The sequence below is a fragment of the Streptomyces akebiae genome, from assembly GCF_019599145.1.
Classification (GTDB): Bacteria; Actinomycetota; Actinomycetes; order Streptomycetales; family Streptomycetaceae; genus Streptomyces; species Streptomyces akebiae.
Genome location: NZ_CP080647.1, coordinates 9402352 through 9426236 on the forward strand (window position 1 = coordinate 9402352; position 23885 = coordinate 9426236).

The 23885-nt window shown below is 72.2% G+C and carries 21 protein-coding genes and 1 pseudogene; 10 read left to right on the forward strand and 12 right to left on the reverse strand.

The annotated features are described in order from the left end of the window. Positions 1 to 58: 58 nt before the first annotated feature. Both K1J60_RS40740 and K1J60_RS40745 read right to left on the reverse strand, forming a co-directional pair. On the reverse strand, positions 59 to 745 hold the full coding sequence (locus K1J60_RS40740) for an HAD family hydrolase (protein ID WP_220650599.1): 687 nt from the start codon (positions 743 to 745) through the stop codon (positions 59 to 61). A gap of 20 nt (positions 746 to 765) precedes the next feature. Beyond that, positions 766 to 1254, reverse strand: a complete 489-nt coding sequence (locus K1J60_RS40745) for an Lrp/AsnC family transcriptional regulator (protein WP_220650600.1) — start codon at positions 1252 to 1254, stop codon at positions 766 to 768. A 369-nt stretch (positions 1255 to 1623) separates the two neighbouring features. Between K1J60_RS40745 and K1J60_RS40750 the strand changes: the two genes are divergently transcribed. Both K1J60_RS40750 and K1J60_RS40755 read left to right on the forward strand, forming a co-directional pair. Beyond that, positions 1624 to 3123, forward strand: coding sequence for an FUSC family protein (locus K1J60_RS40750; protein WP_259408136.1), 1500 nt, complete (start codon positions 1624 to 1626; stop codon positions 3121 to 3123). A 193-nt stretch (positions 3124 to 3316) separates the two neighbouring features. Next, positions 3317 to 4405: a lactonase family protein gene (locus tag K1J60_RS40755; RefSeq protein WP_220650601.1), complete on the forward strand. Its 1089-nt coding sequence runs from the start codon at positions 3317 to 3319 to the stop codon at positions 4403 to 4405. A 117-nt stretch (positions 4406 to 4522) separates the two neighbouring features. Here K1J60_RS40755 and K1J60_RS40760 read toward each other — a convergent pair whose 3' ends face one another. Both K1J60_RS40760 and K1J60_RS40765 read right to left on the reverse strand, forming a co-directional pair. Continuing rightward, entirely contained in the window at positions 4523 to 5446 is a 924-nt protein-coding gene (locus K1J60_RS40760) for a sirohydrochlorin chelatase (protein ID WP_220650602.1), read from the reverse strand. A gap of 193 nt (positions 5447 to 5639) precedes the next feature. Then, positions 5640 to 6644 (reverse strand): N-acetylglucosamine kinase, encoded by a 1005-nt coding sequence (locus K1J60_RS40765; protein ID WP_220650603.1) that lies wholly within the window; start codon positions 6642 to 6644, stop codon positions 5640 to 5642. A gap of 300 nt (positions 6645 to 6944) precedes the next feature. Here K1J60_RS40765 and K1J60_RS40770 point away from each other — a divergent pair, with 300 nt between their 5' ends. The 3 genes from K1J60_RS40770 (at position 6945) to K1J60_RS40780 (ending at position 9519) form a co-directional block, all read left to right on the forward strand. Further along, complete coding sequence (locus tag K1J60_RS40770) at positions 6945 to 7622, forward strand: uracil-DNA glycosylase (RefSeq protein ID WP_220650604.1); 678 nt, start codon at positions 6945 to 6947, stop codon at positions 7620 to 7622. Positions 7623 to 8051: 429 nt separating this feature from the next. Continuing rightward, positions 8052 to 8261 carry a DUF6243 family protein gene (locus K1J60_RS40775; RefSeq protein ID WP_220650605.1) on the forward strand — a complete coding sequence of 70 codons (210 nt, stop codon included), beginning with the start codon at positions 8052 to 8054 and terminating at the stop codon, positions 8259 to 8261. A 244-nt stretch (positions 8262 to 8505) separates the two neighbouring features. Then, a complete protein-coding gene (locus K1J60_RS40780; RefSeq protein WP_220650606.1) occupies positions 8506 to 9519 on the forward strand; it encodes an RNA polymerase subunit sigma-70 in 1014 nt (337 codons plus the stop codon). 222 nt (positions 9520 to 9741) lie between these two features. On the opposite strand, the gene K1J60_RS40785 is transcribed toward K1J60_RS40780, so the two are convergent. Beyond that, positions 9742 to 10827: a WD40/YVTN/BNR-like repeat-containing protein gene (locus K1J60_RS40785; RefSeq protein WP_220650607.1), complete on the reverse strand. Its 1086-nt coding sequence runs from the start codon at positions 10825 to 10827 to the stop codon at positions 9742 to 9744. Between the two features lie 237 nt (positions 10828 to 11064). On the opposite strand from K1J60_RS40785, the gene K1J60_RS40790 reads away from it, so the two are divergent. Further along, on the forward strand, positions 11065 to 11646 hold the full coding sequence (locus K1J60_RS40790) for an Rv1733c family protein (RefSeq protein WP_220650608.1): 582 nt from the start codon (positions 11065 to 11067) through the stop codon (positions 11644 to 11646). Positions 11647 to 11769: 123 nt separating this feature from the next. Here the strand turns inward: K1J60_RS40790 and K1J60_RS40795 are convergent, their stop codons facing one another. Both K1J60_RS40795 and K1J60_RS40800 read right to left on the reverse strand, forming a co-directional pair. Next, positions 11770 to 12552 (reverse strand): pectate lyase, encoded by a 783-nt coding sequence (locus K1J60_RS40795; protein WP_220650609.1) that lies wholly within the window; start codon positions 12550 to 12552, stop codon positions 11770 to 11772. A gap of 48 nt (positions 12553 to 12600) precedes the next feature. Further along, on the reverse strand, positions 12601 to 13578 hold the full coding sequence (locus tag K1J60_RS40800) for a pectate lyase family protein (protein WP_220650610.1): 978 nt from the start codon (positions 13576 to 13578) through the stop codon (positions 12601 to 12603). A 364-nt stretch (positions 13579 to 13942) separates the two neighbouring features. Between K1J60_RS40800 and K1J60_RS40805 the strand changes: the two genes are divergently transcribed. Continuing rightward, positions 13943 to 15268 carry an extracellular catalytic domain type 1 short-chain-length polyhydroxyalkanoate depolymerase gene (locus K1J60_RS40805; protein ID WP_220650611.1) on the forward strand — a complete coding sequence of 442 codons (1326 nt, stop codon included), beginning with the start codon at positions 13943 to 13945 and terminating at the stop codon, positions 15266 to 15268. Between the two features lie 495 nt (positions 15269 to 15763). Further along, positions 15764 to 17068, forward strand: coding sequence for an SGNH/GDSL hydrolase family protein (locus K1J60_RS40810; protein WP_220651933.1), 1305 nt, complete (start codon positions 15764 to 15766; stop codon positions 17066 to 17068). Positions 17069 to 17075: 7 nt separating this feature from the next. Here K1J60_RS40810 and K1J60_RS47305 read toward each other — a convergent pair. Further along, positions 17076 to 17475, reverse strand: a pseudogene (locus K1J60_RS47305) (Tn3 family transposase); the annotation flags it as partial. An 88-nt stretch (positions 17476 to 17563) separates the two neighbouring features. Further along, positions 17564 to 18652 carry an NADH:flavin oxidoreductase/NADH oxidase gene (locus K1J60_RS40820; RefSeq protein WP_220650612.1) on the reverse strand — a complete coding sequence of 363 codons (1089 nt, stop codon included), beginning with the start codon at positions 18650 to 18652 and terminating at the stop codon, positions 17564 to 17566. 143 nt (positions 18653 to 18795) lie between these two features. On the opposite strand from K1J60_RS40820, the gene K1J60_RS40825 reads away from it, so the two are divergent. Continuing rightward, positions 18796 to 19149, forward strand: a complete 354-nt coding sequence (locus K1J60_RS40825; RefSeq protein WP_220650613.1) for an ArsR/SmtB family transcription factor — start codon at positions 18796 to 18798, stop codon at positions 19147 to 19149. Here the strand turns inward: K1J60_RS40825 and K1J60_RS40830 are convergent. Continuing rightward, entirely contained in the window at positions 19069 to 20457 is a 1389-nt protein-coding gene (locus K1J60_RS40830) for a nucleobase:cation symporter-2 family protein (RefSeq protein ID WP_220650614.1), read from the reverse strand. The genes K1J60_RS40825 and K1J60_RS40830 overlap by 81 nt on opposite strands. A 109-nt stretch (positions 20458 to 20566) precedes the next feature. Further along, positions 20567 to 21919, reverse strand: coding sequence for an FAD-dependent oxidoreductase (locus K1J60_RS40835; RefSeq protein WP_220650615.1), 1353 nt, complete (start codon positions 21917 to 21919; stop codon positions 20567 to 20569). A gap of 227 nt (positions 21920 to 22146) precedes the next feature. Between K1J60_RS40835 and K1J60_RS40840 the strand changes: the two genes are divergently transcribed. Continuing rightward, positions 22147 to 22623 (forward strand): DUF6214 family protein, encoded by a 477-nt coding sequence (locus tag K1J60_RS40840; RefSeq protein WP_220651934.1) that lies wholly within the window; start codon positions 22147 to 22149, stop codon positions 22621 to 22623. A gap of 596 nt (positions 22624 to 23219) precedes the next feature. Here K1J60_RS40840 and K1J60_RS40845 read toward each other — a convergent pair. Next, complete coding sequence (locus K1J60_RS40845) at positions 23220 to 23885, reverse strand: DUF305 domain-containing protein (protein ID WP_220650616.1); 666 nt, start codon at positions 23883 to 23885, stop codon at positions 23220 to 23222.

A 23885-nucleotide genomic window follows, 5' to 3' on the forward strand; every position in this document is an offset into this window, starting at 1 on the left:
CTGCCCGTCCCCCCTCTGCCCGTTCCCCCTCTGCCCGCGTCCGTCCTCACGCCGTGTCTCAGCCCGAGGCCACGATCCAGTCGTACGCCTCTCGCGCCGTGAACTCCCCCTGCCCGCCCCGCACCAGCAGCCCCGCCGTCGCGAACGCCGGGTCGTCGGCCTGGTCGGCGAGATACGGCACCGCGACGCACCGCATCCCGGCCGCGTGCGCGGCTGCGGCCCCCGGCGCCGCGTCCTCCAGGACGACACAGTCGCCCGGCGCGGTGCCCAGTCGGCGGGCCGCCTCCAGGAACACGTCGGGCGCCGGTTTGCCGTGGTCGACCTCCTCCGCCGACACGACGGTCCGCAGAAACCCGTCGAGCCCCGTCGCGCCGAGGATCACCTCGATCGCCTCGCGCGAGGACCCCGAGGCCACGGCCATGGGTATGCCGTCCGCCGCGAGCAGTTCCACGAACGTCCGCATCTCCGGGTAGACCCGCGTGCCGGTGCGGGCCAGCTCCAGATAGTGGTGGTTCTTGGCGGCGACGATCGCCTCGACCGGCGCGGCGAGGTCGTACCGCTCCTTCCAGTCCGAGACCGTCTCCTGGATGCTGATGCCGACGTACCGCTCGTGGTCCGCCCAGGTGAAGCCGGTGACCCCGTGCTCGGCGAGGATGCGCACACTCGCTTCGTAGTAGTTCGGCTCGCTGTCCACGAGCGTTCCGTCGAGATCGAAGATGACCGAAGTGCTACGGGTGGTGCTCATGAACGCCAGGATGTCATCGATCAGTTCCGGGTCGGCCGGCCGGCCGCCGCGCCGATCGACTCCACCAACGGTCCGAGCCGGTACGGCACCCGCTCCCGCAGTGCCACCTCCGTACGGGTGCGCACCACACCCGGCAGGCTGATCAGCGCCTGGATGACGTCCTCCAGATGCGCGTTGTCCCGCGCCACGACCCTGGTCAGGAGATCACCGCCACCCGTGATCGAGAACGCCTCGACGATCTCCGGGACGGCCGCCAGCGCGTCGCCCACGTCGTCCAGATGTCCCTGGGTGACCTCGATGTGCACGAAGGCCAGCACCGGGTGACCGAGCGCGGCGGGGGAGAGCGACGGACCCGTGCCGGTGATCACACCGTCCCGCTCCAGCCGGTCGAGACGGGCCTGGAGCGTGCCCCGGGCGATGCCGAGGACGCGGGCGTACTCCCGCACACTGGTGCGCGGCTGCTCCAGCAGCAGTCGCAGGATGCGGGTGTCGAGCTCGTCCACGGCCATGGTCCGTCAGCCTCCCGGCGTGATTCGGTGATCATGAAGACTGTACCGATGGCCCGGTGAACGGCACCCCTACCGGGCCACCTGATCCGAGCAACCGTCGCCCGAGTCCCCTGATCCGTTGGCCCAGCGGGCCCGGACGCCTCCCTTGCGTGACTGTGCCAATGGCTCAGCGTTGAAGGAGGCTGTTGAGCCATGGGGGCAGGGGATGGTACCTCTGCCGTATCCACGTAACTCAGGGCGCCGTGCGGTGCCGGAGCGGCGACGAGGCCGGATCCGGAGCGCGGCGCCTTCGCCGTGCCCGCTGCCCGCCGGAGACCCCGGCCCGGCGCGGACGGGGCGGGCACCACGGCAAGGGGGCGGCACACCGTCATGAAGAGGATGTTCACGGCTCCCGATCCGGGGCTCCTGCGGCTGCGGAACGCACTGCGCGCCGTCATCGGCGTGGGCGCCGCCGTGACCGCGTCCGAAGTGTGCGGGCTCTCGCTCCCCGCGTCGATCACCGGAGGCCTGGCGGCCCTCCTCGCCCTGTTCACCGTCACCGACGCGAACGTGCCCGCGCAGCGGATCACCACCGCGCTCCTGCCGGCGGCCGGATTTCCCGTCCTGGCCCTGGCCGCCGTCCTGCACGACGCCACAGCCGCCCGTGACGCCGCGTTCGTGGCCACCGTCTTCTGCGGTGTCTACGCCCGCCGCTGGGGGCCGCGCGGCCAGGCGCTCGGGATCTTCGCGTTCATGAGCTACTTCGTCACGCAGTTCCTCCACACGGTCCCTGCGGACCTGCCCGGACTGTACGCCGCCATGACTCTCGCGCTGCTGGTCGCGGGCGTGGTGCGGTTCCTCCTGTGGCCCGTCGAGCGCGCCCTCCCGCCCGTCGCGGCCCCTGCCGGGCCGCCCGGGGAGGGGCTGGCGCGGCCCAGCACCCGGCAGGCGTTCCAGGCCGCGGTCGCCTGCTGCCTCGCCCTGCTCGTCGGCCAGGCCTTCTCCGAGGACCGCTGGTACTGGGCCGTCGGCACCGCCTGGTGGATCTTCGTCAACACCGCGTCCCGCGGCGAGACCCTGGTCCGAGGCTTCCGCCGCGTCCTCGGAACCGTGATCGGCGTCGCCGTCGGCCTGCTGGTCGCCGTCCCGCTGGACGGGGCGCCCGCGCCGTCGGCCGCGCTCGTCGCGGTCTGCGTCTTCGGGATCTTCTACACGGCGGCGGTCTCGTACTCCTGGATGATGTTGGCGGTCACCGTGATGGTCAGCCTCCTCTACGGCCTGCTCGGTGTGCTGGACCCCGGCCTGCTGGCGCTCCGACTCGTCGAGACGGGGGTGGGCGCGGTGTGCGCCGTGCTGGCCGTGGTCCTCGTCCTGCCGGTCACGACGCACGCGACCAACGACGCCTGGATCCAGCGCGCCCTGCACTGTGTGCACGCCGCCGCGACCGCCACCGCCGCACGGCTGGAGGGCGTCCCGGGGGCCGACCCGGCTCCCCATGCCGCCGAGCTGGAACTGCTGTTCGGCCGGGCGCGGATGGCGCTCGCGCCGCTGGTCCACCCCCTGAACCCCTTCCGCGCCCGCAAGGCCCGCGCCCACGCGGCCCTCCGCCTCCTCGACGACTGTGTGAGCGAGGTGCGCGCCCTGGTCTCCGCCACCGCCGACCCGGCCGGTTCCCGCGAGGCGGCCCTGATCGCCGCCTGCTTGGGGGTGAAGGCCGCGGTGGAGGCGTTGACCACTCCCGGTGGACGCGCGGCCGTCGACGGACCGGAGCCGGTCTCCTCCCCGGAGGCCGGGGCCGCCCTCGGGCATCTGCACAACCTGGAGAGGGCGCTGTCGGAGCTGGCCATGCCGCTCGGGGCGGCTCCGGGCTCCCGTCCGGCCGCTCCCTAGGCCCCGCCCTGCGGCCGCCCGCTCGCCGGTCGCCCGTCGCGCGCCCCCGCCGTGCGTCCCGGACGTCGCGCACGGCGGAGGCGAAGGTGATCCCGGGGCGCGCACGGCCCCTCTCGCGCCACACCAGCAGGGACTTTGGTCTAGACCTGCTGCTAGGGTTCGCCCGCACACGGGTGAACGGGAGGGGTCGGCAATGACAGCGGAAGTGGACACGGCGGACAGGGGCGCGCCGGACAGGGGCACGGTGGACGGGCCGCGACGACGACGTGCGTACATCGGGTCGTTCACCTCGGTGGGGGGTCCCGGTGTCCTCGTCGCCGATGTCGACGACAAGAGCGGCGCGCTCACCGTCCTGTCGGGCGCGGACGAGGTCCCCGACCCGAGCTACCTGGCCCTCTCGCCGGACGGGCGCACGCTGTACGTGGTCAGCGAGCGGCCCGGGGGAGCGGTGGCCGCCTATCGGGTGACGGGCGACAAGCCCGAGTTGACCGGGCCACCGGTGGCGGTCGGCGACGGACCCACGCACCTCGCCACGTTCGCCGGTCACGTCCTGACCGCCGACTACGGCTCCGGCAGCGTCACCGCCGTCCCGCTGCGCCCCGACGGCACCCTCGCGGCCCCTGCGACCGGGACCCTCCGGCACACCGGGTCCGGGACCGACCCCCGCGACCGACGGGAACCGCACGCCCACCAGGTGGTGCCCGATCCGTCCGGCCGCCGGTTCCTCGACGTCGACCTCGGAACCGACACGGTGCGGGTGTGCGCGGTGGAGGACGGCGTCCCCGTCGCCCACCACGAGACGGCGCTGCGGCCGGGCTCGGGGCCGCGCCACCTCGCCTTCCACCCCGGCGGGCCGGACGGATCGTACGTCTACGTGCTGAACGAACTGACCCCCACGGTCACCGTGTGCCGCTGGAACGCTCCTGACGGCCCGCTGGAGCCGTTGCGGGAGACCCCGGTGCTCGCGGATCCCCCGGAGGGCGACGCGTACCCCTCGGGCCTCGTCGTGTCCCCCGACGGCCGCTTCGTCTGGACGGCCACCCGCGGCACGGATGTGCTCTCCGTGCTCGCCGTCGAGGGCGACGGGCTGCGCCTGGTCGCGACCGTGCCCTGCGGCGGCCACTGGCCCCGTGCCCTCACCTACGCGGCAGGCACGCTCTACGTGGCCAACGAACGCTCCGGCGACGTCACCTGGTTCACGGTCGACCCGCGCACCGGCCTGCCGGTACGGGGCGGCTCGATCGAGGTGCCCGCGGCCTCCTGCGTCGTCCTGGACGACTGAGGCCGCCCCGCGGTGACGAGGCGCGGCGCGGCACCGCACGCGTACGGCCGAGGGCCCGCTCCTACGAGAGGAGCGGGCCCTCGGCCGTACGGGGCGCGGTCCGGGTCGGTGCCGGAATCAGCGGACCGGCATGCCCTGGGGCTGCTGCGGCGCGATGCCGAGCGCCGTCGTGTACTTGCCGAGCGCCAGCTTGCCGATCGCCGGGTAGGGACCGAGCGCCTCGGCGGCGGAGCAGCCCGCCTCCGTCGCGGCCGCCTCGATCAGGCCGGCGTCGATCTCCGGCCCTATCAGGTACGGCGCGAGCGCCAGCTGCTGGGAGCCCGAGGAACGCAGCTGCTCGGCCACGGAGGTGATCGAGCCCTCCTGGTCGAGGGCGGCGGCCATCACCGGCACCGCGAGCCGCGCGGCCAGCAGCATGCCCGTGATTCCTGCGGCCTGCACGGCCTCCTCGCCGCCCACGGTGGCGAGGACGATGCCGTCCGCGGCGGTGGCGACGGTGAACAGCCGGGCCCGGTCGGCACGTGCCAGTCCCGCCTCGGACAGGCGCACGTGCAGCGCCTCGGCGAGCAGTGGGTGCGGGCCGAGGACGTCGGTCAGCTCGGCCGCGATACGGCTCTCCATGACGGCCTGGCGGACCTGGCGGAGCGTGGCGCTGTCCGGACCGGCCAGCAGGGGCACGACGACGGCGACGGGGCCGTCCGGCTCCTTGACGTCCAGACCGGCGGCGCGCGCCTGCTCGTAACGGGCGGTGCGCTCCTCGGCGGCGTGCGTGAGCACCGACTGCAGCGTGGGGAACTCGTCGGCGCCACCGTCGACGTACCCGATGCGGGCGTCGATGCCGGGCAGTTCGGAGCGCGCGATGCTCACGACCTCCTCGGCGAGGCTGCGCGTGGCGGCGCTGGGCGTGCCCGGCACCGCGAGGACGAGCGCGGGCGCACCCTCGGGAGCCGCCAGCGGCTCGGGGCGGCGGTGCCGCCCGGGCTGGCGGGGTCGCGGCATTCGTACAGGCAGGCCGGACGCGGGCCCAGTGGGGGAACTCATGGCGCCGCATGTTACTGGCTTCTTGGGCTCCCCTGTTCGGGGAGGGTGCAGGTGAGCGGTATCCGTCCTGATTTGTCTGATGAGTTACGTGCCGATCAGGACCGATCGATACCGCATTAATCTGCTGAGCGGTGCACTTGGGTGACCACGATGATGCTTGTCCGACAGGCTGGTTTGATCCCGGTTTCAGGTACTACTTTTCGGCCACCACGTACAACATCCGCTCGTCGTACGGCAGGGCGAGTCCGCCGACCGCCAACGCGGCGGCGATACGCACCGCGCCGACCAGCGGGTCCCCTTCCGCCGGCATCGGCGGCGCGTGCGGCAGCCGCTGCGCCAACTCCGCCTCCAAGGGGGCGAGGAGAGGGGCGCCCAGCTTGAACAGGCCGCCGGTCAGGGCCACTCGCGGCCCGCCCGAGGCCGGGCAGACGGCCGCCGCCGCGTCGGCCATGTGCCGGGCCGCCTCGCGCAGGATGCCTGCCGCCACCGGGTCGGCCCCGGCGCAGGCGGCCACCTCGGGCGCGAACGACGCGAGGACCGCCGGGCGGTCGGCCCTCGGGTAGATCCGGCCTGGGATCCCGGCGGGTGGGCCGAACACCCTCTCCGCACGCGCCAGCAGCCGGGCCGAACCACCACCGCGCCCGTCGTACGCCCGCATCGCCGCCTCCAGCCCGGCCCGCCCGATCCACGCGCCGCCACCGCAGTCCCCGAGGAGATGGCCCCAGCCGTCGGCCCGACGCCAGGCGGTCAGATCCGTGCCGATCGCGATCAGCCCCGTACCGGCGGCGATCACCGCACCCGGCCGCGCCCCGAGGGCACCGGTGTACGCGGCGACCGCGTCGGCCACCAGCGCGACCCGGCGCACCCCCCACTCACGCGCCAGCGCGGACGGCAGCTCGGCGCGCAGCTGCTCGCCGAGCGACGCGAACCCGGCGGCTCCGACGGCCACTGCCGCCGGACGCGCGCCCCCGGCGTCGGCGAACAGCCGCCGCGCCATCGGCGACAGCAGCTCCAGCAGATGGCCGGCGTCGACACCGCGCGCACCGGTCCGCACCGCCTCCTCGGACACCACCGGCTCTCCGAGCATCTCGGTGCCCCGGGCCAGTACCGCCCGCAGCCCCGAACCACCGGAGTCCACGGCGAGCACGACGGGTGTCTGGTCCTCCGGGGGCCGGGAGGTCGCGGGGCCGTCGGTCATGGCAGACGCCGGTCCACGGGAGCCCCGCCCAGGCGGACCAGCGCGAGGTCGCGGAGGAGCGGGCGGGGGTCACGGGCGTCACGAAGGGCGGGCCGAGGGCGTGGACCGTGGCGGAGCGGCTCGAGCACGCGAGGGAACAAGCCCCTCTCCTTCCTGTCCTTCCCGGGAACCGGTCGAGCGTGGTGCTCGACCGGTTCGAGGATCTCGACGAGGAGGAAGGGTAGCGCCCGCGGGACGGGTGGTGGGTGGGAGTTCCCTGCGTATGCGGGGTGTCTGTGTGTGCCAGTAGAGTGACGCGCCGTGGCACCACGACCTTTGCATGAACTTGTTGAAGCGGGCTGGGCGAAGGCCCTCGAGCCGGTGGCCGAACGTATCGCCGCAATGGGGGACTTCCTGCGGGCCGAGATAGCGGCGGGCCGGACGTATCTGCCGTCCGGGGCGAATGTCCTGCGGGCCTTCCAGCAGCCCTTCGACGATGTCCGCGTCCTGATCGTCGGTCAGGATCCCTATCCCACGCCAGGGATGGCGATCGGGCTGAGCTTCGCGGTCTCGCCGGAGGTGCGTTCGCTGCCGGGCAGTCTGGAGAACATCTACCGCGAGATGCACTCCGACCTCGGGCTGCCCAGGCCGTCCAACGGTGATCTGACGCCGTGGACGCACCAGGGCGTCCTGCTGCTCAACAGGGCCCTCACCACGGCCCCGCGCAAGCCGGGGGCGCATCGCGGAAAGGGGTGGGAGGAGGTCACGGAGCAGGCGATCAGGGCGCTGGCCGGGCGGGGAAAGCCCCTGGTGTCGATCCTGTGGGGCCGTGACGCGCGCAATCTGCGGCCGTTGCTGGGGGAGCTTCCGGCCATCGAGTCCGCGCACCCGTCCCCGATGTCGGCCGACCGGGGTTTCTTCGGTTCGCGGCCGTTCAGCCGGGCCAACGACCTGCTGCTGCGGCAGGGCGTCCAGCCTGTGGACTGGCGGCTGCCGTAGTGCACGGTGGGCGGCGAGAGCCGCCACCACGGGCCGGGCAGGCGGGTCCTGGCGAAGCTCGACGAGATGGCGGAGAAGCACAGGTTCGGGTCTGCTCGGCGGCCAGGTCCTGCATACCGACCACCGCCAGCGGCACCAGTTTCTCGGCCCCTGTGATCAGTCGCCGCACTTGACGGTCGGCTGGATACGTGGCGGCGGCGGTGCGCAGTTCGGACGCCGTCAGCGCCTGAGGGCCCGGCCGAGACGCCGGGACGGCGAGAAACTTGGTAGGCGGGGCCGACGGAACCGGGTAACGTCATGGTCATGTTCTTCCAGACGCCGATTTACGAGTGAGAGCGTGACGGGCCCCTGCTGACGTCCTTCGACGTCGCCGCGCCCGTCCCCCACCGATGAATCCGTAGATCACTTCACCTCACTCCGGGAGAACCCATGAGCAAGAACATCAACAACCCCGTGGGCATGGGCGGCGGCAAGCGCAAGAAGCTGTCCCGCGCCGAACGGCAGAACAACGGCCCGTACCGCAACCTCGACCGCAAGAGTGCCGCCGACCAGAAGGCGGAGCTGGTGCGCAAGATGCGCGAGAAGGCAGGCACACCCGAGGGCGCCGCCCAGACGGGTGACGACACCGCACAGCGCTGACGCGCCGCCGCCGCAGGGTGGCACCGCACGGGGCAGAGCCCGGACCGCGAGGCGTGGTCCGGGCTCTGCTGTCGTACCGGGGGCCTGATCGCTGCCTCACGCCGCCTCGATCCCGCTGTCCACCCGGCCGCTGAACCGCCTCGTCGACCTGATCCGCCCCCACCGCCCGCCCACCAGTGATGAGTTTTCGCGCCCGCACCCGTCACACATACGACGGGACACGACGAGGCGGAAGGATGACGTGATGAGTGCGGACACGCGGCTGGAGGAGCTGGGCTTGAGCAGTCTGGGCGGGAGCGGTCTGGGCGAGGTCGACGAGCCGGAGTTCTCGGGGCTGGCCGAGCGCTACCGGCGGGAGCTGCACGTGCACTGCTACCGGATGCTCGGATCGTTCGAGGACGCCGAGGACACCGTGCAGGAGACGTTCCTCCGGGCCTGGCGGCGGCGGGAGACCTTCGAGGGGCGGTCGACGTTCCGGGCCTGGCTGTACCGGATCGCCACCAACGCGTGCCTGGACCTGCTCGCCAAGTGCCGCCCGGAGCCCGCGACCGGCGGCGAGGTGCTGTGGCTGCAGCCCTACCCGGACCGGCTGCTCGACGAGCTGCCCATGGGCGACGCGGACGAGCCGGAGAGCCTCGCCGTCGCGCGGGAGACGATCGAGCTGGCGTATCTGGTCGCGGTCCAGCACCTCGCGCCGCGCCAGCGGGCCGTGCTGATCCTGCGGGACGTGGTCGGCTGGCCGGCGAAGGACGTCGCGGAGCTGCTCGGGGACTCTGTCAACTCCGTGAACAGCGCGCTGCAGCGCGCCCGCGCGGGCATGCGGGAGCATCTGCCCGCCGAGCGACAGGACTGGACCGGCGGCGAGGAGGACGCCGGGACGCGCGAGCTGGTGCGCCGCTTCACCGAGGCCAGCGTGGCCACGGACATCGACGCGCTCACCGCGCTGTTGCGGGACGACGTCCGCTGCTCGATGCCACCCACGCCGGGCCTGTACGTCGGCCGCGACGCGGTGGTGAACGACTGGGTCGTGAGCGGCTTCGAGGGCATGACGGGCCTGCGCACCGTGCTCACCGCCGTCAACCGGCAGCCCGCCGTCGCCTTCTACCAATGGCGGGAGCAGGAGGGCGCGTACCTGCCGTTGACGATCGACGTCCTGCGCGCCACCGGCGGGGCCATCACCGAGATCATCACTTTCCACGACGACCGGTTCCCCCGACTCGGGCTGCCGGAGCGCCTGCCGGCCGACGGCACGGAGTAGTCCCGGTGCGAGCGCTCACGCCGCGCGAGCAGCCGAGCAGTTGAGCAGCCGAGCAACGCAAGCGTTCAGGCGAGTCGCCCTCGAGGGCTACGGTGCCGAACCCGACCGTCCGCAAGGTGACTTGGCGGACGGCCGGGACCACTCGTGGACGGCGACGGGCGACGGGCGAAGGGCGGCGGGCGGCGGGCGAAGGCGACGGCGGTAGCGCCCCTCCCCGTCCGCTCAGCCGACGACCGCCGCGCGCACGCACAGCACATCCGGCAGATGCGACAACAGCTGGCACCAGCTGTCGCCGTCGTCGGCCGACGCGTACACCTCGCCGTTGCGGTTGCCGAAGTACACCCCTGCCGGGTCCGCGTCGTCCGCGCACATCGCGTCGCGCAGCACCGTGCCGTAGTGGTCCGCCGTCGGCAGCCCCGCCGTCAGTGGCTCCCAGCTCTTGCCCGCGTCCGCCGTGCGGAAGACCCGGCAGCGGTGGTCGGCCGGAACACGGTCCGCGTCGGCGTTGATCGGGAAGACATAGGCGGTGTCCCCGCGATGCGGATGGGCGACCGCGGCGAAACCGAACGTGGAGGGCAGCCCCGCCCCGATGTCCTCCCAGTGCGCTCCGGCGTCGTCGCTGCGGTACACGCCCCAGTGGTTCTGGAGGTACAGCCGGTCGGGGTTCGTCGCGTCCCGGCTCACCTTGTGCACGCACTGGCCGAACTCGGGGTCGGGGTCCGGCAGGAACACCGCCGAGACACCGGAGTTGGACGGCGACCAACTGGCCCCGCCGTCCTCGGTGCGGAAGACCCCGGCGGCGGAGACGGCCACGGTCATCGCGCGCGGATCGCGCCGGTCGGTGAGAATCGTGTGCAGTCCCTCGCCGCCGCCCCCCGGGACCCATCGGTCGCGTGTCGGGTGCTCCCACAGCGGCCGTACCAGCTCGAAGGTCTCGCCCCGGTCCTCGGAGCGGTACAGCGCGGCCGGTTCCGTGCCCGCGTACACCACGTCCGGTTCGGCGGCCGACGGGTGCAGCTGCCACACCCGCTCCAGCGAGGCCCCGGTGTCCTTGGGGAACTTGACCGCGGGCCGCGTGGGTTCGGTCCAGGTGCGGCCGAGATCGTCCGAGTGGAAGACGGAGGGCCCCCAGTGGGCGCTGTCGCCGCCGACCAGCAGCCGGGGGGTGTCCGAACGGGTGTCGACGGCGACCGCGTAGATCGCCTGCGCGTTGAAGTAGGGCGTCTCGTCGAACTCCCAGGCGCCTCCCCGCCTCCGCCCGATGAACAGCCCCTTGCGTGTGCCCACGGTGAGCAGTACCTCAGCCATCCCGGCCACCTCCCGGACATCGTCGTCCCAGTCATCGGCCAGTCTGCACCCCACCACTGACAGTCACCCCTCGGAGCAGCTCCGCCGCAGGTCAGCGGGTGTGGCAGTGGCGGAGGGGCGGACCAGGAGCCGATCGGGCCGGGCGAGGGTGACCCACATCGCATGAGCAGGGCGGGGAACCCCGCCGTATGGGAGAGCGGTCCGGCAGTCCTGCGTGTGCGAGGGAGGGTGCCCCAGATGGTGGCATTCCGTGGTCCGAAGGTGTGGCTGTGGCGGTTGCGGCGCAACCCGCTCAGAAGGCGCGCCGACCGGCTGGAGTCCTGGGTCGTGCTGATCGCCTGGACGCTGACGCTGTTCGGCGGGGTGACCGCGGGCCTCATGGCCGCCCACTCCGTGGAGTCCGGCCTCGCCCGGCAGCGTGCCGAGTGGCGCCCGGTCGACGCGGTCCTCACGCAGGACGCTCCCGAGCCCTCCAGCCGGAGCGGTACGGCCACGGAGAACGTGTGGGCGAAGGTCCGCTGGACCGCGCCGGACGGCTCCGAGCACGAGGGCCAGGCCAGGGTCGATCCCGCCGCCCTGATGGGAGCGCGGGTCACCGTCTGGACGGATGCCGAGGGCCTGCTGGTCACCGAACCCGCCAGCGAGTCCCAGGCCCGGTTGCGCGCCGCGCTCGTGGGCGGTCTCGCGGGTCTGTTCGTGGCGGCCGTGCCCTTCGTGGGCGGCCGACTCGTGCGCGGCCGTATGGAACGGCGGCGGATGGACCAGTGGGACGAGGAGTGGGCGCGGATCGGCCCGCTCTGGGAGCGCAAGATCTGGTGAGGCCGGGCGGGGCGTGAACGCGACGGTGATCGTCCCGCGCGGAGCGGCCGGCGGCCGGACGAGGCCCGTGGGGGGAAGCTCCGTCCGGCCGCCGGGGGACTCACCGGTGGGTGACGAGCGGTGTCACCGGTAGGTGATGTCCGAGGTGGCGTACTTGCAGTTGGTGCTGTCGGGGCCCGTACCGACGGCGGTGTTGTTGTTGTACTTCTGGCACGGGATGACCTTGCGGCCGCTGTCGTTGAGGATCGTGATGCCCCGCAGGGTCGCCACGTCACCCCGGTTGACGTTGATGCCGACCAGGCGCGCGGTGGAGCCCGTCCCCGTCACCTCGATGTTGCTGAGGTTCACCTTGCGGGTGTACTGCGTGGAGCAGTCGCCGCAGGAGCGGTACAGCGTCTTGAAGTCGCTGACCGCGAAGTTGGAGATGTTCAGGGTGCCGGGTCCGTTGTGCTGGAAGACCTTGTCGGCCGCCTTCTTGGCGCCGCCGCCGGTCACCGTGTACGTGGAGCCGCCGCGGAAGGTCGCCGCGTCCTCGCCGACGTCCTCCCACCAGACGTTCTGCAGGGTGCAGTTGCCCTCGCAGTGGATGCCGTCGGCGCCGGGCGCGCCGATGATGACGTTCTTCAGCGTCGCGCCGGCCGCGAGCTTGAAGATCGGGTCCTGGCCCTCCTCCTGGCCGTCACCGGCCAGCGCGCCGCTGCCGTAGTAGCGCACCATGCCGCCGTCCCGGGTGCCGGACACCGAGATGGTGGAGGACACCGGCTGACTGCCGTTGGCGGACGGCCAGGTCGCGGCGTTCGCCGGGGTGGCCCCACTGGTCATGATCATGCCAAACGAGAGGCTGAACGCGGCGAACGTGCCGGTCAGCGCGCGCGTGCGGGCACGCGGACGTGCTGCAGAAGTCATGTCCCGATTCCTTCTGTTGTCCGAGCGGATGGGGGGTTGGAGGGGTTCTCAGAGTTTCCCGGCGCCCGCTCCCGACGTCACCGACGCGACGACGGAGGAGGCCGGCCCGGGGGTGTAGCCGTAGGGCGGGGTGGTGAAGCTCCCCACCCGGGAGATCTCGGTGGCGGCCCCACCGAGGTCGTTGCCGCGCAGATTCGCGTAGCCGTCCACGTCACTGCTGCGGTTCGTGGTGACCGCGACTCCGGTGTTCCGGAAGACGTTGTTCTCCACGAGCATCTGGGCGCCCATGCGCGAGTGGCAGGCGGTCTCCGCGCCGTCCACGTAGTTGTTGTAGAAGTGCCCGGTGCCGAAGCGCAGGCTGGGGATGCGCGAGTACACGTTGCTGAAGTGGTTGTGGTGGTACGTCACCTTCAGGTGGCCGGTGTCCTCGGAGGCGTTGTTGTCGCTGTGGCCGACGAGCGAGCCCTTGAAGTGCTCCTTGAAGGTGTTCCAGGACACCGTCACGTTGTCCGAGCCGTGGTTGATGTCCAGCAGGCCGTCGTAGTGGTCCTTGTCGTGGGTGCGGTCCGCCGAGAAGGAGTTGTGGTCGATCCACACCTTCGTGGATTCCTGGACGGTGATCCCGTCGGCGGGCGCGACCGGCTTGCTGATGTTCAGGTTGCGGACGACGACATTGGTCTCCTCCTTGATCCGCAGGCCGCCGCCGGTGAACCCGGACGACGAACCCACGCCCAGCACCGTGGTGTTGGAGCCGATGTCGACCTGACCGCTCAGCGAGATCAGGCCGTTCACGCGGACGACCTTGGCGGCGTTCCCGGTGACGGCGCTCTGGAAGGCGGCGAGCGTGGAGACCGTGACCGCGGAGGCGCTGCCGCCGCCGGTGGTCCCGGCGCCGTAACCGATCGGCGAGGTCTCCGCCGCGCCCGCCGATTGCGGCACGGCGAGCGCGGCGGCCGTCATCAGGGCGGCCGAGGCCGCCACCAGGGCTGATCTTTGCGCCTGTGTACGTGGGGGGACGGTACGCATGCGGGTGCGTCCCTTCAGGGAGAGCTGGCGGGCCATGTACGTGAATGATGTTCACTGTGTTGATCGCCGCGAGCGAGTGGGGAAGCTCGACCCGGCGGTCGGTTCACATCGCTGAACGGAACGTAGGGGGCAAGCGCTTTCTAGTCAACGCTTTGCGCAAAAGACATTGGGTCGGGCCTGGTGGGGGCGGTCGGCCGTGCGCGACGAGTGGGTCCGGTGGTCCGGACGGGTCGGCGCGAGCGAATTCTTTCGACGGGTGGGAGCGCTTCCATGCATTCCATGTCCATGTCACGATGCCCTTCCGTCGCCCTGACCGCTTGCCCCTTCCGTCGCACCCGCCCCCGTCACAGGAAGGCACAACGACGTGACCCTCACCCCCCACGACCGCCCGCGCGGACCGCGGCGCCCGGCGCTCGTCGCGCTGTTGGGAGCGCTCGTCGCGCTGCTCGCGGCCGCGCTTCTTCCCGCGCCCGCGGCCGCCGCGGCGAGCACCGAGGCGCAGGCCGCTCCCCGGGCGGCGCTCACCGAGATCACCGGCTTCGGTACGAACCCGAGCAACCTTCAGATGTACCTGTACGTACCGGACAGCGTCACCGCGAACCCCGCGATCGTGGTCGCCGTGCACTACTGCACCGGCTCGGGACCGGCGATGTACAGCGGCACGGAGTACGCCTCGCTGGCAGACCGCTACGGGTTCATCGTCGTGTACCCGTCCGTCACCCGGAGCAGCAAGTGCTTCGACGTCGCTTCTCCGCAGGCCCTGACGCGTGGTGGCGGCAGTGACCCGGTGGGCATCAAGTCCATGGTCGACTGGACCGTCCGCACCTACGACGCCGACACCGACCGGATCTTCGCCACCGGTATCTCCTCCGGCGCGATGATGACCAACGTCCTCCTCGGCGACTACCCCGACGTGTTCGCCGCCGGCGCCGCCTTCGCGGGCGTTCCCTTCGCCTGCTTCGCCACGACCAACGGCTCCGAGTGGAACAGCGACTGCGCCAACGGCACCGTCGTGCGTACCCCGCAGGCGTGGGGCGACCTCGTCCGCGGCGCCTACCCCGGCTACACCGGGCCCCGGCCGCGCATGCAGGTCTGGCACGGCACCACGGACGACGTGCTGCGCTACCCCAACTTCGGCGAGGAGATCAAGCAGTGGACCAATGTGCACGGCGTCAGCCAGACGCCGGCCGCCACCGACTCGCCCCAGTCCAACTGGACCCGCACCCGTTACGGCGGCACCGGTGACCGCGCCCCCGTCGAGGCCATCAGCCTCCAGGGCACCGGCCACAACCTCTATGCGTGGGGCATGGGCGAACGCGTCCTCACCTTCTTCGGCCTCAACGGCTCCGGCCCCGCCCCCCAGCCGCCGGCCGGCCCCTGCAAGGTGACCGTCACCACCAACGCCTGGAGCACCGGGCTGACCGCCTCGGTGACCGTCACCAACACCGGTACGACGGCGGTCAACGGCTGGAAGCTGGGCTTCACCCTGCCCTCCGGACAGACCGTCACCAACGGCTGGGGCGCGACGTACAGTCCGGCGAGCGGTGCCGTGACCGCGACCAACGCCTCGTACAACGCGGCGATCGCGCCCGGCGCGAGCGTCGGCATCGGGTACCAGGCCAACCACACCGGCAACAGCGCGGCACCCTCGGCGTTCACGCTCAACGGGACGGCGTGCACGACCGGTTGACGTGTGCCGCCGGGGCCGGTGGCTCGGGACGCGGCTGGACCGCGACGCCGTGCCGCCCGGCCCGGCGGGCTCGCCGGCCTGACGTCTCGATCCGTAGGCACCCACCCGGGCGGGTCGGCCGGCCCGGTGCCTTGCCCCCCGTACTCCTCATCCGGACGCCTTGATCGCCCCGCCGCCCCGCCCGACCGGCGGGTTCGACCTGCTGTCTCCCGCCCCGGCCGCTTCCCGCCCCGGCCGCCTCCCGCCCCGACCGTCCCGCGGGCGCACGCCGGCCATGCGTGCGTCCGGGGCGGCGTGCCTGCGGACGGCGTGTCGTCGGGACGGCGGGCGTTGGGGCGTCGGACGCCGGGCGTCGGGACGGCGCGTGTGTCCTCCCGGTCCGCCCGACTGCCGCCTGCCTGCCCACGCCACCCCCCAACCAGAGAGGCACCGTCCTTGCACCCGATCGACAGTCCCCAGCCCACCCGGCCGTCCGGCCGGGCGCCGCTCGCGACCGTGCTCGCCGTCTGTGTCCTCGCCCTGGCTCTCGTGGTGGCCTCGTCCGCCCTGGTCGCCCTGGTCAGGAACCCGCACCGGGCGGACGGCACCGGCACGGGCGACACGGCGACGGCAGCTCGGCACTGGGTGAACACCTGGTCCGCGATGCCGCAGCTCACCGAGCCGGGCAACATGCCGCCGGCGCCGTTCACCGGGGACCGGGCCGTGCTGGTCGACACCACCCTGCGGCAGACCGTGCGCGTCACGACCGGCGGGGAACGAGTCCGCCTGCGCTTCTCCAACGCCTTCGGCGGTGGCGCGCTGCCCCTGACCGCCGTGACGGTGGCGTTTCCGCTGGGCGGTCGGGCGGGGGTCGGCGCGATCGAACCGGGCTCGTCGCGTCCGGTGACGTTCAGCGGGAGCGGATCCACGACCGTTCCGGTGGGCGCCCAGGTCGTGTCCGACCCGCTGGACTTCACGCTGCGGCCGGGCACCAACCTGACCGTGACGGCGTACCTGGCGGAGGGCCAGGCCTCCCTCGCCCTCACCTCGCACCCCGGCTCCCGCACCACCTCGTATCTGCTGCACGGCGACCACACCGAGGAAGCGGATCTGCCCGGCGCGACCCCGACCAACCACTGGTACCTGCTCAGCGATGTCGAGGTGCTGTCCCGGCCCGCCACGAGCGCCGTCGCCGTCCTCGGTGACTCGCTCACCGACGGCCGGGGCTCCACCACCAACGGCAACGACCGCTGGCCCGACCAGCTCTTCGACCGCCTCCAGCAGCAGCCAGGCACCCGGCACATCGCCGTGGTGAACCAGGCGGCCGGCGGAAACCGTGTCCTCAACGACGGCCTCGGTCCCAACGCCCTCGCCCGGCTGGACCGCGACATCCTGGCCCACAGCGCCGTCGAGCAGTTGATCGTCTTCGAGGGTGTCAACGACCTGGGCACCGCCGCGGCCACCCCCGCCGCCCAGCAGCGCGTGGCCGCCGACCTCGTCGCCGCCTACGAGCAGATCATCGTCCGCGCCCACGCCCAGGGCATCCGCGTGTACGGCGCCACCCTGCTGCCCTTCGGCGGCAACACCCCCTACGACGACGCCGCCGGACACCGCGAGGCCGCGCGGCAGGCCGTCAACACCTGGATCCGCACCAGCGGCCGCTTCGACGCCGTCCTCGACTTCGACCGCGCGGTCCGCGACCCGGACGACCCGAGCCGTCTGCTCCCCGGCCTCCACGACGGCGACTGGCTGCACCTCAACCCGGAGGGCTACCGGATCCTGGCCGAAGCGGTCCCGGCCCGTCTGCTCCGGCGGGGCTGACCGGTTGTTCCTCGTCGGTGGCGTCCAGATCGCGCAGCCGACGCGGGCCGCCGGCCAGGTCGGGACGCTGGAGCGGGCCGCGTCCTCGGCGCGGGCGTCACAGCCGTCCGCTCGCAGGCGGTTCACCGCGGCGTCCTTGGACCGCGTGTTGACCAGCATCTGGGCCTTGAGGACCAGGCCCAGGGCGCCCATCTGGTCTTCCATGCCGTCCTGGTAGGGCTGACAGAGCTGCCAGGACCGGCCGTGGAAGATCTTCCGGGCAAGCGAACGACGGCCCTCCTGGAGGCTCACCTCGCTCTTGATCTGCCGCCGGTAGCCGGGCTCGTCGGCCAGGCGCAGGATGCGCAGCATCTTGGAGATCCGCCCGTAGTGGTGATCGCGTCGCCGAGCGGGTTGGGGCGGCCGTCCAGGTCAGCGAGGCTGCGGCCGTACGCGAACCCCGCCAAGGTGAGCAGCCGCAACCACGGTACGGGGCGCGCACCCGTACCGGTGGCCTCACTCCGCCCGGACCGAGCGGTGGTACTGCTCCGGAACGCGCACCTCGCCCCCGAGCTCACGGGCGGCCTGTCGGGCCCAGGAGGGGCTGCGGAGCAGTTCCCGGCCGAGCAGGACCGCGTCGGCCTCGCCGTTGGCGAGGATCTTCTCCGCCTGTTCGGCCTCCGTGATCAGGCCGACCGCGGCGACGGGCAGCGCGCTCTCGTTCCTGACCCGGGCGGCGAAGGGCACCTGGTAGCCGGGGCCGACGGGGATGTGGACCCCGGAGGCGTTGCCGCCCGTGGAGACGTCCAGCAGGTCCACGCCGTGCGCCTTCAGCTCGGCGGCCAGTCGGACCGTGTCGTCGGCCGTCCAGCCGCCCTGCTCCAGCCATTCGGTGGCGGACACCCGGAAGAACAGCGGTTTGTCCGCCGGCCACACCTCCCGTACCGCGTCGACGACTTCGAGCGCGAAACGGATCCGGTTCTCGTACGAGCCGCCGTAGGAGTCGGTGCGACGGTTGGAGTGCGGGGAGAGGAACTCGTTGATGAGATAGCCGTGGGCGCCGTGGATCTCGACGACCTCGAACCCGGCGGCCAGTGCCCGTCGGGCCGCCTCCGCGAACTGTCCGACGACCTGGTGGATCTGATCGACCGTCAACTCCTCGGGCACCGGGTGCCGTTCGTCGAAGGCCAGCGCGCTGGGCGCGACCGGCTGCCAGCCGTGCGCGTCCGCGCCGACCGGCGCCCCGCCCCGCCAGGGCTGATCGGTCGAGGCCTTGCGCCCTGCGTGCGCGAGCTGCACGGCCGGCACCGTCCCCTGCCCCTTCAGGAACCCGGTGATCCGGCGGAACGCCTCGACCTGGGTGTCGTTCCAGAGGCCGAGGTCGTACGGCGAGATGCGGCCCTCCGGGGACACGGCGGTCGCCTCGACGATGATCAGGCCGGTGCCGCCGGTGGCGCGCGCCGCGTAGTGCGCGAAGTGCCAGTCGTTCGGGGCGCCCGCCCCGGGGCCCTCCGGCGCGGCCGAGTACTGGCACATCGGGGGCATCCACACCCGGTTCGGGATGGTCAGTTCACGCAGGCGGTAGGGCTCGAAGAGCGCGCTCACGGCGACTCCAATCGTCACGGGATGCCGTCACGGGACGGACGGTGGACAGCTCGTACGATAGGCATCGTAGTACGGCAGATGTCAAACTACGAAGCGTCTCGTACAATGGATTTCCCTTGAAGGCCCGACGCAGTGGAGCCGCCGTGACCTCGCCCGCCGTCAGCAGTCGCGACCTCCCGCACCCGGCACGTGAGGAGATCCGGCTGGAGGCCGTGCTGCACGCGCTCTCCGACCCCATGCGGCTGCGCATCGTGCGCGAGCTCGCCTCCGACGGCGACGAGCTCTCCTGCTCGTACTTCGACCTGCCGGTCACCAAGTCCACGTCCACCCACCATTTCCGGGTGCTGCGCGAGAGCGGGGTGGTCCGGCAGGTCTACCGGGGCACGGCCAAGATGAACGGTCTGCGCCGGGACGACCTAGACGGCCTTTTCCCGGGGCTCCTCGACACCCTCGTCGACGCCGCCGCCCGGGAGGCCGCCCGCCTCGGTGCCGGCTGAACCGGCCCTCGCCGGACGGTGGTTGAAGAGCAGGTTCAGTGCGATCGCCGTCAGACAGCCGGCGCTGATACCGCTGTTCATCACCGTCCGGAACCACTCCGGGAACTCCGCGTAGACCGTCGGCACCCCGACCGGCAGCAGTCCCACGGCCACCGAGACGGCCACGACCGTCAGGTTGTCGTTGCCCCTGAACTCCACCCGGGCGAGGGTGCGCAGACCACTCGCGGCGACCGTGCCGAACATGACCAGGCCCGCACCGCCGAGCACCGGCGCCGGGATCGCGGCCACCACGGCGCCGAGCTTCGGCAGCAGACCGAGCAGGACGAGGATCCCGCCCGCCGCCGCGACGACCCAGCGGCTGCGCACCCGGGTCATCCCGACCAGGCCGACGTTCTGCGCGTACGCCGTGTACGGGAAGGTGTTGAAGACACCGCCGAGGACCGTGGAGAAGCCGTCCGCGCGGAGCCCGTCGGCGAGGGAGCGGGGCTCGACCTCGCGGCCGGTCAGCTCGCCCACCGCGATCAGGTCCCCGGTGGTCTCGGTCATCGTCACCAGCGCCACCACCAGCATGGACAGGATCGCTGAGAGGTGGAACGCGGGCGCCCCGAAGTGGAACGGCGTGCTGACGCCGAGCCAGTCGGCGTCCCGCACCGCGCCGAAGTCCGTGAACCCCAGCGGGACGGCGACCGCGAGCCCCACGGCGATGCCGATCAGCACCGCGATCCGGCTGAGGAACACCGGAGCGAAACGCTGCACGCCGACCACGACGAGCAGCACGAACGCCGCCAGGGCGAGATTCCCGGGCGCGCCGAAGTCCGCCGCGCCGACACCGCCGGCCGCCCAGTTGCCGGCCACCGGCAGGAGGGAGAGGCCGATGATCAGGATGACGGTGCCGGTGACGAGCGGAGGAAAGAAGCGGAGGAGTCTCCCGAACACCGGGGCCAGCAGCATGATCGCCAGGCCGGCCACGATCACCGAGCCGTAGATCGCGGGAAGGCCGCCGCCCTCCGTCCCGATCAGCACCATGGGGGAGACGGCGGCGAACGTACAGCCCTGCATGATCGGGAGCCGGACGCCGAAGCGCCATACACCGACGCACTGGATCAGGGTCGCGATGCCGCACACGAGCAGGTCGGCGGTTATCAGATAGGCCAGGTCCGCGGGTGGCAGGCGCAGGGCGCCGCCGACGATGAGGGGGACGGCGACCGCGCCCGCGTACATGGCGAGGACGTGCTGGAGGCCGAAGGCGAGGAGGTGACGGGTGGGGGGTACGTCGTCCACGGGGTGGGTGGGGGTGGTGGATGCCATGGGCGAGACCCTAGAGGGCTTGAACAGTTTGTTGATTTCAGGGGTGTTGCCTGTATGAGAGACAGGCGCGGGCCGACGGGGATCGATCGCGCGGTGCCCCGCGAATCGCCTAAGGGGCGGCGTCCTGGTGTGCGGCGGTCATGAGGGACTGCCAGTCCGGGAGTTTGACCACGCCTCTGCCCAGGGACGCGCCCAGGGCCGCCTCGGCCCTCTCGATCGCCTCCCAGCCGGACCATTCGATCGGTGTGCAGCCCTGCGCGCGCAGGGCTCTCGCCGGATCGTCCTGGAGGCTTCTCCTCGCCAGCCGCGGCGCGTCCTGCAGCAGTGAGGTGGCCGTCTCCTTGGCGCAGGGGCGGTTGGTGCCGATCACTCCGGTCGGGCCGCGCTTGATCCAGCCGGCCACGTACTCGCCCGGCGAGGGCACACCGTCACGGAGCACGCGTCCGGCCGTGTGCGGGACCGTGCCGTGGGCCGGGTCGAAGGGGAGGCCGTCGACCGGGACGCCTCGGTAGCCGACGGAGCGGAGGACCAGTTGGGCCTCGATCTCCTCGTACTGCCCGGTGCCGCTCACCCCGCCGTGGCCGTCGGGCTCCGTGCGCTCCAGACGTACTCCGCGGACGCGGTCGCCGTCGGCGTCGGCGAGGAGCTCGACGGGGCGCAGGAAGAAGCGCAGCCGGATACGGTGACGGCCGGCCGGTGCGGGCGCGGTGGCCCAGCCGCGCAGGACCTCGACGTTGCGGCGCTGCGCGGCGGGGAGGGACGACGGGTCGACGTACGCCGGATCGAGTTCCAACTCGGCGGGATCCACGCTCACGCGCGTGTCCGGGAGGGTGTTCAGCTCGCGCAGCTCCTTGGTGGTGAACCGTGCCTGGGAGGGGCCCCGGCGGCCCACCATGTGGACGTGGGTGACGGCGCTGGCGGCGAGGGAGTCCAGGGCTGCCTGCGGCATGTCGGTGGGAGTCAGTTCGCTCGCGCCGCGCGCGAGCATCCGGGTGACGTCCACCGCGACGTTGCCCACCCCGATGACGACGGCCGCCCGTGCCCCGGCGAGGAAGCCGGCGGTCACCGCGTCCGGATGCGCGCTGTACCAGGAGACGAACTCGGTCGCCGACCAGCTGCCGCGCAGCTCCTCGCCCGGGATACCGAGCCGTCTGTCACCGGCGGCGCCCACGCAGTACACGACGGCGTGGTACAGCTCCCGCAGCCGGGCGACGGGCACCCCGTCCGCGCCCACCCGGACGCCGCCGAGGAACCGCACCCGCTCGTGCTCCAGCACCGTCCGCAGATTGTTCTGCAGCGACTTGATCTTCTCGTGGTCCGGGGCCACCCCGTAGCGCACCAGGCCGTACGGGCACGGCAGCCGGTCCAGCACGTCGACGAGCACCCCCGGGTCCTGCTGGACGAGGCTCTGGGCGGTGTAGCACCCGCTCGGCCCCGAACCGACGACGGCGACTCGCAGCACGGCGGAACTCCTTACGCGAGGAGATTCGCTGATGCCTCAAGGATCCCACCGTCGGGCTTGCCGGGGGAGGGGTGCGGCGGCGGGGGACGGGGCGCTGCGCCGTCGGGGTGCCGCGTGCCCCCGGTACGCGTGGCTGTGCGCAGAGAATGTGATCATGCGTTTACGTTGCGTAGGTGCTGGAAGCATCCTTTCTCAATCTCTCCGACCGCCACTGGCAGGACGGCGCGGTGTCCGTGCGGCCCGCGTGGGAAGTGCAGGAGCACGACGGCGCCACGGCCTGGTACAACGCGCGGCTCTCCTTCCCGGACGGTGCCGGGGTCGAGGTCCTCGCCGTGGTCTGCGAGGGCCGGCTGTCGCTGGAGGACGTGCGCGCGCAGCCGCCGCTGTCCCTGGACGACCTGGCGGAGCTCGCCGACTGGATCGAGGGACCGCTGTTCGCGGCGTGCGGCACCGTGACCGACCTCGTCGAGGAGGAGCCGTCGGCGACCTCGTCCGGGTCCGGGCGGCGGGCCCGGCCCCCGTGGCCGCGCGGTGTGGAGGGGCGGCGACTGGTGGCCGAGGAGTATCTCGCGGCGCAGCGGTGCGGCTACGACCCGGTCCTCGCGGTGATGTGCGCGACCGGGCACAGCCGCCGCAAGGCGCTTCGGCTGATCGCCGGGGCGCGCGACGAGGGCCTCCTCGGCCCCCGTCACGCCCGCCGCTGAGCCCTGGGGCCGAGGGTCGGGTGAGGGGGCCGGGGAGGACGGTCGGCTACCGGGATTCATTCGCGGTGCTCCGGCCTTCAGAATCGGGGGCGAAGCGAATCTGGCGACGGCGACGCGGAGCGTGCGACCTTCCTGGTGTGATCGTGATGCAGCTCCGGTACGCGTTCAGGCGCCACCCGGATGCCGGTCAGCGCACCGCGCTGGCCAGAGCGATCCAGGAACCGGGCCAAGGCCCGCCGCAAGGTCGCCCGCGCCCACGCCGAGGTCACCGACCCCACGCCGTGAGTTCCACCACCGGCTCTCCGCCAGACTGATCTCCGAGAACCAAGGGATCGCCGTGGAAGACCTGTCGGTGACGGGACCGGCCCGCACCAGGCTGGCCAAGTACGGCCGCACCCTGGTCACGATCGACCGGTTCACGCCGACCTCCCGGATCTGTTCCACCTGCGGCGCCGTGGACGGTAGGACCGGGAGTGATCCCGGCGCAGCGCGAAGAAGCAGGAAGCCACGGATTCCCGACCGGAAACCGTGCCGCGTAGCAGCACGGCAACCAGTCGAGAAGGCCAGAATCCTCGGGCCTCAGCCCGAGGTGCAAGTCAATGCGTCAGGTCGCGCATCCGGCTGATCTCCGTGGTCTGCTGCGCGATCACGTCGTCCGCCATCTCCTCGATCAGGATGTTGTTGCCCTGCGCCTTCACATCCGTGGCCATGGTGACCGCCCCTTCGTGATGGGTGATCATCAGCTTCAGGAACATCCGGTCGAACTTCTCCCCGTCGAGCGTGCCGAGTTCCTTCAGCTGTGCCGCCGTCGCCATGCCGGGCATCTGCGCGTGGTCGTGCGAAGTCTCCCGCTCGTCACCGTCGTTGGCCTTCAGCCAGCCCTCCATGGCCTCGATCTCCGGCTTCTGGGCGGCCGAGATGCGTTCGGCGATCCGCTTCACCTGGGTCGACTTGGCGTGGTCGGGTGCGAGTTCGGTCATCTCCAGGGCCTGGGTGTGGTGCTGGATCATCATGCGCGCGTAGTCGAAGTCCGCGGAATTCGGAGAGTCGTCCTCCGCTCGCTGCTTCTCGACCTCTTCCGGCGAGAGGGTTTGAGCCGTCTCACCGGGTTTTCCGGGAGCGATCACCGCCGGCCCGCTCGACTTGTCCGAACCGCCGTCGGGAGCCGCCTCGGACCCCGAGTCGCAGCCCGCGAGCACCAGCAGAGCGACCGTCAGCGAGGTCGTGACCAGCGGTGCGCGGGATGTGCGGCGAACGAGCAC